Source organism: Rhodococcus sp. 1R11 (assembly GCF_004563845.1).
Lineage (GTDB): Bacteria > Actinomycetota > Actinomycetes > Mycobacteriales > Mycobacteriaceae > Rhodococcoides.
In genome coordinates, this window is record NZ_SPNG01000003.1 from 387,208 (window position 1) to 396,523 (window position 9,316).

General features: G+C 64.9%; 10 protein-coding genes. 7 read left to right on the forward strand and 3 right to left on the reverse strand.

Translation table 11 applies throughout. The features are described from left to right. Positions 1-46 precede the first annotated feature (46 nt). Entirely contained in the window at positions 47-841 is a 795-nt protein-coding gene (locus tag E4P29_RS07730; RefSeq protein WP_135043401.1) for an SDR family oxidoreductase, read from the forward strand. Positions 842-851: 10 nt separating this feature from the next. Here E4P29_RS07730 and E4P29_RS07735 read toward each other — a convergent pair whose 3' ends face one another. Beyond that, the gene (locus E4P29_RS07735) at positions 852-1,772 is read right to left on the reverse strand and encodes a GGDEF domain-containing protein (RefSeq protein ID WP_135043404.1); all 921 of its coding nucleotides are present in this window, start codon (positions 1,770-1,772) and stop codon (positions 852-854) included. 254 nt (positions 1,773-2,026) lie between these two features. Between E4P29_RS07735 and E4P29_RS07740 the strand changes: the two genes are divergently transcribed. Beyond that, on the forward strand, positions 2,027-3,001 hold the full coding sequence (locus E4P29_RS07740) for a GGDEF domain-containing protein (protein WP_135043407.1): 975 nt from the start codon (positions 2,027-2,029) through the stop codon (positions 2,999-3,001). A gap of 99 nt (positions 3,002-3,100) precedes the next feature. On the opposite strand, the gene E4P29_RS07745 is transcribed toward E4P29_RS07740, so the two are convergent. Next, the gene (locus E4P29_RS07745) at positions 3,101-4,123 is read right to left on the reverse strand and encodes an ABC transporter substrate-binding protein (RefSeq protein ID WP_135043410.1); all 1,023 of its coding nucleotides are present in this window, start codon (positions 4,121-4,123) and stop codon (positions 3,101-3,103) included. Between the two features lie 170 nt (positions 4,124-4,293). Here E4P29_RS07745 and E4P29_RS07750 point away from each other — a divergent pair, with 170 nt between their 5' ends. From E4P29_RS07750 to E4P29_RS07770, 5 genes are read left to right on the forward strand one after another with little or no spacing between them, the layout of a single operon-like run. Then, a complete protein-coding gene (locus E4P29_RS07750) occupies positions 4,294-5,283 on the forward strand; it encodes a 3,4-dioxygenase subunit beta (protein ID WP_135043413.1) in 990 nt (329 codons plus the stop codon). 36 nt (positions 5,284-5,319) lie between these two features. Further along, positions 5,320-5,526, forward strand: a complete 207-nt coding sequence (tatA, locus tag E4P29_RS07755) for a twin-arginine translocase TatA/TatE family subunit (RefSeq protein WP_135043415.1) — start codon at positions 5,320-5,322, stop codon at positions 5,524-5,526. After that, the gene (gene tatC, locus E4P29_RS07760) at positions 5,523-6,302 is read left to right on the forward strand and encodes a twin-arginine translocase subunit TatC (protein WP_135043418.1); all 780 of its coding nucleotides are present in this window, start codon (positions 5,523-5,525) and stop codon (positions 6,300-6,302) included. Before tatA ends, tatC begins: the two co-directional genes overlap by 4 nt. Next, complete coding sequence (locus tag E4P29_RS07765) at positions 6,290-6,739, forward strand: preprotein translocase (RefSeq protein WP_135043421.1); 450 nt, start codon at positions 6,290-6,292, stop codon at positions 6,737-6,739. Before tatC ends, E4P29_RS07765 begins: the two co-directional genes overlap by 13 nt. Positions 6,740-6,788: 49 nt before the next feature. Then, positions 6,789-7,853: a 2-oxoglutarate and iron-dependent oxygenase domain-containing protein gene (locus E4P29_RS07770; protein ID WP_135043424.1), complete on the forward strand. Its 1,065-nt coding sequence runs from the start codon at positions 6,789-6,791 to the stop codon at positions 7,851-7,853. Positions 7,854-7,865: 12 nt separating this feature from the next. Here E4P29_RS07770 and E4P29_RS07775 read toward each other — a convergent pair whose 3' ends face one another. After that, a complete protein-coding gene (locus E4P29_RS07775; RefSeq protein WP_135043427.1) occupies positions 7,866-9,308 on the reverse strand; it encodes a sugar transferase in 1,443 nt (480 codons plus the stop codon). Between the last annotated feature and the right edge of the window lie 8 nt (positions 9,309-9,316).

A 9,316-nucleotide genomic window follows, 5' to 3' on the forward strand; every position in this document is an offset into this window, starting at 1 on the left:
GCGTTATAACTGCGTAGGCTGCATACAAACACTACGAGGAGGCTTCATGAACATCGATCTCGACGGACGCACCGCATTGGTGTCCGGGTCAACGCAGGGAATCGGCCTGGCGATCGCAACGGCGCTCGCACGGTCGGGTGCCCGCGTGGTGGTCAACGGGCGCTCGCAGGCCACCGTGGACAAGGCCGAGCAGCAGATACTCGATACCGTTCCGGGCGCGCGTGTCATCGGGCTCGCCGCCGACCTCGCCACTGCGGAGGGCGTCGAGCAACTCACTGCACGCGTCCCCGCGGTCGACATCCTCGTCAACAACCTCGGTATCTTCGGGTCCAAGCCCGCCCTCGAGATCGACGACGACGAATGGCGACGCTATTTCGAGGTGAACGTGCTCTCGGCCGTCCGCCTGATCCGCACCTATCTGCCCGGGATGATGAAATTCGGTTGGGGTCGAGTGCAGAACATCTGTAGCGACTCCGCCGTGGTCATTCCCGAGGAGATGATCCACTACGGCATGACCAAGACCGCACTGCTGGCCGTGAGCCGCGGATTCGCCAAAGCTGCTGCCGGAACTGGAGTTACGGTCAATTCCGTCATCGTCGGCCCCACCCATACCGGCGGTGTCGAGGATTTCGTGGCCGAGCTCGTCGGCGACGAGCTCCCGTGGGACGAGGCCCAGGCGACGTTCATGAAGAACCACCGCCCGAACTCGTTGATAGGCAGACTGATCGAGCCCGAGGAAGTCGGCAACATGATCGTCTACCTGAGCTCGGAGCAGGCGTCCGCCACTACCGGTGGCGCTCTGCGGGTCGACGGCGGTTACGTCGATTCCATCCTGCCCTGACGCAGCGCTGTCAACCCTTGCGGCGGAGCATCTTTCGGCGGTACATGTCGGCGTCGGCCACCTGGGTCAGCGCGTCGAGTACGTCGGGTCCCGGGGAACCGACGGCGATGCCGTACGTGACCGTGACGACATGACCGTCGACGAGCTCCCGTGCGAGAGCGTCGATCTGCACCGCGTCGAGGCCGGCGACGAGGACTATGAACTCGTCGCCGCCGAGCCGGGCGATCACACTTCCGCCCGGAGCTTTCTCCGTCAGCGTGTCGGCGAGCCCCATGAGAATGCGGTCGCCCGCAGCATGGCCGTCCCGGTCGTTGACGGCTTTGAAGTAGTCGACATCGAACACGATGGCGGCGATGTTCTCCGATCGACGGGCCGCTCGGGCAGCGAGATTCGTCGCCGCGTCGACGGCACCGGCGCGGTTGAACACTCCGGTCAGAGGGTCACGCAGAGCGCCGGCGATCAGGGCGGCACCGAGAGCGCCGAACACCTCGGCCGCCGCGAGAATGCACACGACGTAGAGCGCGCCCCACAGCATCGGTGCCGGGGCGGGCGCGAGCAGCAATGCAGTGGCCGACAGCAGAGCCAGCGCCACACACAGGATCCGAGCCACGACGACGGGGTACGTCGCCCGCAGGTAAAGCGCGAGAAACATTGCGGGAATCAACGCCCACACCTGGGCAGCGAGGTACTCGTGGGACAGCATCGTCAGCGCTGGAGCCAGTGCCGCACATGCAATGGCTATCCCCTGCCGCACCGGGCCGGGCCGACGAGACAGGATCGCGGCAAACCCCACCGCAGCGACGACTGCGGCCCGCATCTCCCCCACAGCCCCTGCGCCGTTGGTATCGGTCCAGGATGCGACGAACGCCGCCGAATAGAGCGCCAGCTGTACGGCGAGAAGGGACGACAGAACACGACGACGCGAGTCCATCACCACCGACCCCGCGCTCGCCGGCTGCCTGTTTCGACCCGGAGACACAGCTCATCATCGCTGCCGAGCCCCTGGCGTTACCCGACCGCCCCGTACCTGTTGTGTCGACCACTTGATCAGCCGGGAAAGCCGGCACGCTGTGTGGCGGCTTCGACCGTCGGCGCTCGACCCGCCCACGCGCGAAAGTCGTCGCAACTAGGGAACGGCGGGTCGTGGCCGAGACACGTCTGCGACGTCCTGGCAGGGTATCGACTATGCCCTCGTTCCCTCACGTTCTGCATCCGAGTTCGGTGCATGGCACGGCGGGTCTACGGACGCGGCTGCTGAGGTACTTCCTGCTGGCCACGACCGGTCTGTATGCAACCGGGGTGATCTTGACGTTGCTGCCTCACGGCGATCGGGTGACGTCCGACGTCACCGGCGGTGTCGTGGCTGTCTGTTTGGGAACGTCCGGTGTCGTGATGCTGTGGGTTCGACCCGGTACCGCGGTGGCGCTCCGGCTCGCGTTGGCCGCGGCGATGGTGGCGACACCCGCCGTGATGGCGTTCCATCGGCTCGCGGCGGCGCAGAGCCAGTGTCTGATCGCGGCGATGTTTCTGGCGATGTACATCCGGGCGTTCCATCGTGACGGGCCCGGCAGAGCACTGGTCGGCATGCTCGTGGTCAGTGTGCTGTCGGCGGTGTGGGTGTCCCCTGCTCCGATGTACCCGATTTCGTACCTGATCTTCGGTGTTGCGGTGATCGCCGCAGGCGAGGCGTTCGGTGTGGTGACCAAGGCTCTCATCGTGGCGTCGTGCACCGATCCTCTGACCGGAGTGTTCAACCGGGCGGGATGGGAGATGGCCGCGGCGGAGGTGGCCGGCAACAGGGCTGCGGGGCTTCCGGTCGCGGTGGTGATCGTCGACGTGGACGACTTCAAAGCCGTCAACGATTCGGGCGGACATCGCGCGGGTGACGAATTGCTGATCGATCTGGCGCAGTCCTGGACACGCGCCGCTCCCCCCGACGCAGTGATTGCACGTCTGGGCGGTGACGAGTTCGCTGCGCTGCTGACCGGTCACGGCCATGACGTGGTCGACGAATTCGTCCGGGTCACCACCCAGTCGTTGCCCTACGCAAGTGTCGGAACAGCCGAGTCCACCGACCCACAAGAGCCGGTCTCGGACATCCTCGCCCGCGCGGACGAAAATTTGTACGGCGTCAAACGTGTTCGCCGAGAACACCGTTGAGAACTCGACGGAGGTCAATCCACCGATGCGACGGCTACACGCAGGTCGTCGGTGCTTTGAGGGACAGGTGCCGGAGCGCCGCCCGGCACCCCTCCTGAATCAGCTCCCGGCCACCTCGGTAGCCCGAGCAAGTCCGTCGACGAGGGTGGGCAGAAAGTACGGAATCGACAGAGCCGTCGGGCCTACTGCGGCACCGGCTTCCTGGCCCACGAATCCGGCCACTGCTCCCCCGGCGACCGCCGGAATCTGCCGCGTCACCGGTGAACCCGTGAATTCGGCCAGTGCGGCATCGGTGTCGACCTGGGTGAACACCACGTCGGCATCGATCTTCGAGATGTTCTCCGCCGATACGGTGGTCGAGAACGTCGAGTCGCCATTTGCCAGGGCCGTCACCGACGGGTCCGAGGTGAAGCCGAGATTTTCGAGCAACTCCACCCGCGGGTCGGAGGGCAGCAGCAGGTAGTAGACATCTGCGGCCTCGGACACGTAAGCGATTGTGCGGCCCTCGAACTCGGGGTGTTGCGAGCCTGCATCGGTGACCTGCTTGTCCAGATCGGCCACGAGATCACGAGCCCGGTCCGGCACGCCCAGCACGTCGCCCGTGGTGGTGATGACGTCGCGCCACGGCGTCGACCACAGCTCTTCCGGCGGGGCGATGACGGGGATTCCGGCGTCGGTCACCGCGTCGTACTCGGCCTGGGTCAGACCCGAATGCGGGGCCAGCAGAACGTCGGGGTCGGCGGCGAGCACCTTCTCGACCGTCAGCGCATCGGTGACGTTGTCCAGCAACGTCGGAGCGGGACCACCGCTCGCGTCGATGGCGTCGGAAATCCACGGATAGATCAGGTCGTCGCCGCCGCCGTATTCGGCCGACGGCATGGCCACCGGCACCACGCCCAATGCGAGCACGGCATCGGTGGTGCCGAAGCCCCAGGTGGCAATTCGCTCGGGCACGGCGTCGAGTGTGGTCTCGCCGTACATGTGTTGCACGGTCAATGGAAACGAGTCGGTGGACGACGCGGCGGGGGCGGAAGCGTTGTCGGCATCGGACGAGCTGCAGCTCACCAGGGCGAGTGAGGTGAGCACCGCGGCAGCGAGGCTGGTCAGTACACGATGAGTCATCAAAAGTCCTGTATGTCGGGGTAGTGACTAGAGGTTAGCCTTAGCTTTCCTGAACCGCGAAATCGGCCTCCCAGGAACCTCCCAGCCGGAGCCCAAGGTTCTCCCCGGAACTCCGCAGAGTATTGGCACTACCGAAACATCCAGTGCCACATCGAAGGAGACACAGCGCGATGCCTCGCATTCCCGAACCCACGAACACCCCCGACGGACCCGCGTACGAAGGTCGACTGCTCGACCGTCCCGACGAGGAGGTGGTCGATCAGGGTGCCGCTTTCGACATCACCACCCTTCTGACCCGCCGCCGTGTTCTGAGCATCGTCGGAGCCGGTGCCGGCGCACTTGCCCTCGCGGCGTGCTCGAGTACGTCGAACGCCGGAAGTACCACCACCACAGCTGCATCGACGACGGCGACCGCCGCCTCGGCCACGAGCGAGATTCCACAGGAGACCAACGGCCCGTATCCCGCCGACGGCACCAACGGCGTCAACGTTCTCGAAGAATCGGGAATCGTTCGCCGAGACGTGATGTCGAGCCTCGACGGCGGCACCACGGTCAGCGGTGTCCCCCTATCGTTCACGTTCACACTCACCGACATGGCGAACGACAACCGCCCCTTCGAGGGGGCAGCGGTGTACCTGTGGCAGTGCGACGCGAACGGCAAGTACTCGATGTACTCCGAGGGTGCCGAGGACGAGACGTACCTGCGCGGCGTGCAGACGGCCGATGCGAGCGGGAGCGCCACCTTCGACACCATCGTGCCCGGCTGCTACTCCGGCCGCTGGACGCACATGCACTTCGAGGTCTACCCCGACGCAGCGTCGGCAACAAACGCGGAGAACGCAGTTGCCACGTCGCAGGTCGCCTTTCCGCAGGAGATCCTGAACGACATCTACCAGCTCGACACCTATCCGGGCTCTTCGACCAACCTGGCCCAGCTCGGCAGTCTCGACAACGACAACGTATTCGGTGACGGCTACGACCTGGAGATGGGCACCTTCACCGGCGACCCCACGAGCGGCTACGTCGGTTCGCTGGCAGTCGCGATCGACACCACCACCGAACCCGCCACGAGCGCAGGGTCTTTCGGTAGAGGCGGGGGTGGCGGTCGACCCGCGATGGGCGGCGGACCTGCCGGAAGCGGCACCGCTCCCACCAACTGACCCTGCCCCCTGACACTACCTATCGAAGGAAACATCATGCTGCACAACCTCACTGGATGGCACGCCCTGGTCGTCCTCGCCATCGTTCTGCTCGTGTTCGGTTCGACCAAGCTCCCCTCGCTCGCCAAGGGTGTCGGCCAGTCGATACGCATCCTCAAAGACGAAGTGCGTGAAGACAAAGCGAAGGCATCGGCGACGCCCGACGACGTCTCGGTCCCGGTTCCGTACCGACACGCATCATGACTGCAGCCACCGCCGTTCGGGGTGCGATGCCCCTTGCCGGGCATGTGCGCGAGGCACGTCGACGTGCGATCCGTGCGGCGGTGTCGCTGCTCGTCGGCGTCGTGATCGGCTTCGCGACCTCCGATCGGAGTCTCGACATCCTCCGCGACCCCGTCGAGGAACTGGCGCTGTCCCGCCAGGCCAGCCTCAACTTCGAGACCGTGACGGGCGCATTCGATCTCCAGCTGCGGATCGCACTGTTCACCGGGATCATCGTGTCGAGTCCGGTGTGGTTGCGGGAGATCTTCGCTTATCTCACTCCAGGATTGACCCGTCGCGAGAAGAAGTACGTTCTCGGTTTCTCCGCGGCTGCCACCCCACTGTTCGTCGCCGGGTGCGCGTTCGGGTTCACCATTTTCCCTCGAATGGTGAGCGTGCTCGCGGGCTTCTCCTCCAACGAGGACAGCACCATCCTCAACGCGTCGTACTACGTCGATTTCGTCATGAAGATCGTGCTGGCAACCGGTATCGCCTTCGTCCTGCCGGCAGTGTTGGTGATGCTGAACTGCCTCGGGGTCGTCTCCGCGCACAGACTGCGCAGCAGTTGGCGGGTCAGCGTGGTGGCGATCGCACTGTTCAGCGCGCTGGTCACCCCCGCAGCCGACGTGCTGTCCATGTTCCTCGTCGCGCTGCCGATGGTCACCCTGTTCGGCGCGGCTCTCGCGATCACCGAGATACACGACAGACGATCGTCCAGACGTGCTATTGCACAGGAGAATTCATCATGTTCGGCCTGACATTCGAGAAATTGTTCCTCGTCGCGATCATTGCGGGGTTCGTCCTCGGTCCGCAACGACTGCCCGGCTACGCCCACCGACTCGGACGGGCGGTGCGCACGCTCCGGCACTTCGTCGACAGCACCCGCAGCACAGCGGAGGCCGAGATGGGCGTTCCGCTACGGCGCAGCGAGTGGGAGTCGTTGGACCTCAAGCAGTACGACCCACGCCGCATCGTCGCCGACGCACTGCGAGAGAACGACGCTCTGCGAGAGAACGATACGGGGACACCGGCCGATCCAGATCTGGTCGCAGAGGCCGCCCGAGTGCGACCCGGTCAGAAGTATCTGATCACCGGACCGTCGTCGCATCCGCGTCGCGTGCTCATCGAGTCACTGCCCGAGAACGACCCACGCCGGATCGCTTCCGAGACGTCGACGCGCGAGAATGCGTGCTGAGGCGGTAAATTGTCGCTCAGCAGCCAGGACTACAGGAGTGTGAACGCCGATGTCCGATCACCGTGCACACGAGTTCGAGATCCCCACGATCGACATCGGCCCCTTCGCCTCGGGCAGAACCGACGACGCGGCGGCCCGAACTCGTGTGGTGGCCGAGATCGACGACGCCTGCACCCGTTCCGGATTCATGCAGATCATCGGACACGGCATCGCAGACGATGTGTTCGACGGTCTGGCCCGAGCCATCGACTCGTTCTTCGCCTTGCCGCCGGAGACCAAGAACGAGTACCGGATACCCGATGCGAATCGCGGGTACAGCCCACCCAAGAGCGAATCACTGAGCCTCACTGTGGGAGTCGAGTCGGCGTCACGGATGAACGACTTCTTCGAAGCGTTCAACGTGGGGGTCGAAGCGCGGTCCTTCGACTCCCTGGACCTGGACGAGTCGGATTACGGGATCAACGTCTGGCCCGACGAGCTGCCCGATTTCCGCCGCGATGTCGACAGGTATTTCGCCGAGGCATCACGGGTCGCCCGCACTCTCACCGACATCTTCGCTGCCGCGCTCGAACTCCCGGCCGACTTCTTCGACAACCTCACCGACCACTCGATCGATGTGCTGCGGATGAACAACTACGCCCTGCCCGAGGGCACGGTGACCCTGGACGGAGAACTCACCGGGATGGGAGAGCACACCGATTTCGGGATCGTGACGGTGTTGTGGGCCGACCAGGTGGCAGGCCTTCAGGTGCTGGGAACCGACCACGTGTGGCACGACGTCGCTCCTCGCGACGGAGCGCTGTTGGTGAATCTGGGGGATCTGACTGCGCGGTTGACCAACGACCGGTGGCTGTCCACTCTCCATCGCGTCAAGCCACCGGTCGTCGACGGCACCATCGTGCGTCGGCGGTCGGCGGCGTTCTTCCACGACGGCAACGTCGGCGCGGTGATCTCCACCTTGCCGTCGCACCTCGACGCGGATTCCGGCCTGGCGTACGAGCCGGTGTCGGTCCGTGATCACATCGCCGCCAAGCTCGCCGGCTCGCGGCAGGGCAAGGCGAATGTCGGCGCGGTCCGCGAGGCCGCACGCGTACGCGCGGCGGAAGGCCGATGACGGACGCGTCGGTCAGTCTTCCGACCTCTTGAGCACGGCGATGCACGTCAGAAACACGATCTTGATATCGAGCCAGAGGGACCAGTTCTCGATGTAGTAGTTGTCCCATTCCGCGCGATCGGCGATCGGGGTCTGACCGCGTAGTCCGTTCACCTGAGCCCATCCGGTGAGACCTGCTTTGACGCGATGCCGCTCGCCGTAGCGTCTGATCTGTGCAGCGAACAGGTCGACGTATTCCGGCCGCTCGGGACGGGGGCCGACCAGACTCATGTCGCCGCGGATCACATTGATCAGCTGCGGAAGCTCGTCGAGCGAGCTCTGCCGCATGATCTTGCCGATCCTGGTACGTCGGTCCACGCCCTCCACACCGCCGGGTGCCGCTCCCTCGCTCCGGACGAAGTCTGCGTCGGAATCGCGTGGTGGGCGCATCGAACGGAACTTCAAGCAGTCGAACGGAACTCCGTCTCGGCCGATTCGTTCTTGCGCGAAGAAGATCGGCCCAGGCGAACTGGCACGCACGAACGCGGTGAGCACAAGGAAAACCGGTGACAGCAGCAGCAGAGCCACTCCCGCAGCGATCCTGTCCAGTGCGCCTTTGAGGACGAACTGCCATCCTCTCGGATCGACGTGTCGCAGTACCATCAGGGGCAGCCCGCCGAGATGTTCTATGCGCGCGTGCATTCCGACGGTATCGAACATGCGAGGGACGAGCCAGACGCGTGCACCGGCATGCTGTGCTGCGCGGATCGCGTCCACTATTTGTTCGTGCGGAGCAGACGCGAACGCGATCACCACTTCCTCGACCCGATGCGCCCGGAGTATCCGAGTCAGATCCGTGAGCGGTCCCAGATGCGGCAGCTCCTGTTGCAACGAAGGATCGGCGTCGGAGACCGAATCGACCGACCCGACGGGATCCATTCCGTATTCGGAGGACTGCCTCATTCTGTTCGCCAGTTGCTCCGTGACCGGACCGCTGCCGACGATGAGGGTGGGTGCACTCGCATGATGTTTCGCGCGGAGCCAGCGCTGTCCCCACGCACGGGCCAGGCAGGCGATCGCGAGTGCAACAGCTGCGCACAGCCACACGCGGACCATGACCGGGCCTGGGGCGTAGGAAGTCCCGATGGCCAGGATCAGGGCGAGCGTGATCAGGGTTGCGAAAGCGACGGCGGATTGAACCGGGCCGATTTCATCGATGAAATTTCGTCGAAGCCCACGGCGGTACAGCTTTCTCGACGCGAGGAGCACAAGGACAGTGGGCACGAACAGCCATGGGTACCAACCCAACGCAGCGACGCTGCCGGAGCGCCATTGGACACCTTCGGCCACGCCGATGACGGCGGCGAACACGTCCACGGAAGCGGTGAGGATCGCACGAACAGGGTCGGTCCGTACTCGATCCGATACGTTCCTCGTGAAGCGGGCTTTCACCGACTGCGGCGTCGATATCGTCATCGTCGATC

What these genes read in the sequence shown, in the direction of transcription:
- E4P29_RS07730 (WP_135043401.1), top strand. Translation starts at nt 47, where the DNA reads ATGAACATCGATCTCGACGGACGCACCGCATTGGTGTCCGGGTCAACG.
- E4P29_RS07735 (WP_135043404.1), bottom strand. Translation starts at nt 1,772, where the DNA reads ATGGACTCGCGTCGTCGTGTTCTGTCGTCCCTTCTCGCCGTACAGCTG.
- E4P29_RS07740 (WP_135043407.1), top strand. Translation starts at nt 2,027, where the DNA reads ATGCCCTCGTTCCCTCACGTTCTGCATCCGAGTTCGGTGCATGGCACG.
- E4P29_RS07745 (WP_135043410.1), bottom strand. Translation starts at nt 4,123, where the DNA reads ATGACTCATCGTGTACTGACCAGCCTCGCTGCCGCGGTGCTCACCTCA.
- E4P29_RS07750 (WP_135043413.1), top strand. Translation starts at nt 4,294, where the DNA reads ATGCCTCGCATTCCCGAACCCACGAACACCCCCGACGGACCCGCGTAC.
- tatA (WP_135043415.1), top strand. Translation starts at nt 5,320, where the DNA reads ATGCTGCACAACCTCACTGGATGGCACGCCCTGGTCGTCCTCGCCATC.
- tatC (WP_135043418.1), top strand. Translation starts at nt 5,523, where the DNA reads ATGACTGCAGCCACCGCCGTTCGGGGTGCGATGCCCCTTGCCGGGCAT.
- E4P29_RS07765 (WP_135043421.1), top strand. Translation starts at nt 6,290, where the DNA reads ATGTTCGGCCTGACATTCGAGAAATTGTTCCTCGTCGCGATCATTGCG.
- E4P29_RS07770 (WP_135043424.1), top strand. Translation starts at nt 6,789, where the DNA reads ATGTCCGATCACCGTGCACACGAGTTCGAGATCCCCACGATCGACATC.
- E4P29_RS07775 (WP_135043427.1), bottom strand. Translation starts at nt 9,308, where the DNA reads ATGACGATATCGACGCCGCAGTCGGTGAAAGCCCGCTTCACGAGGAAC.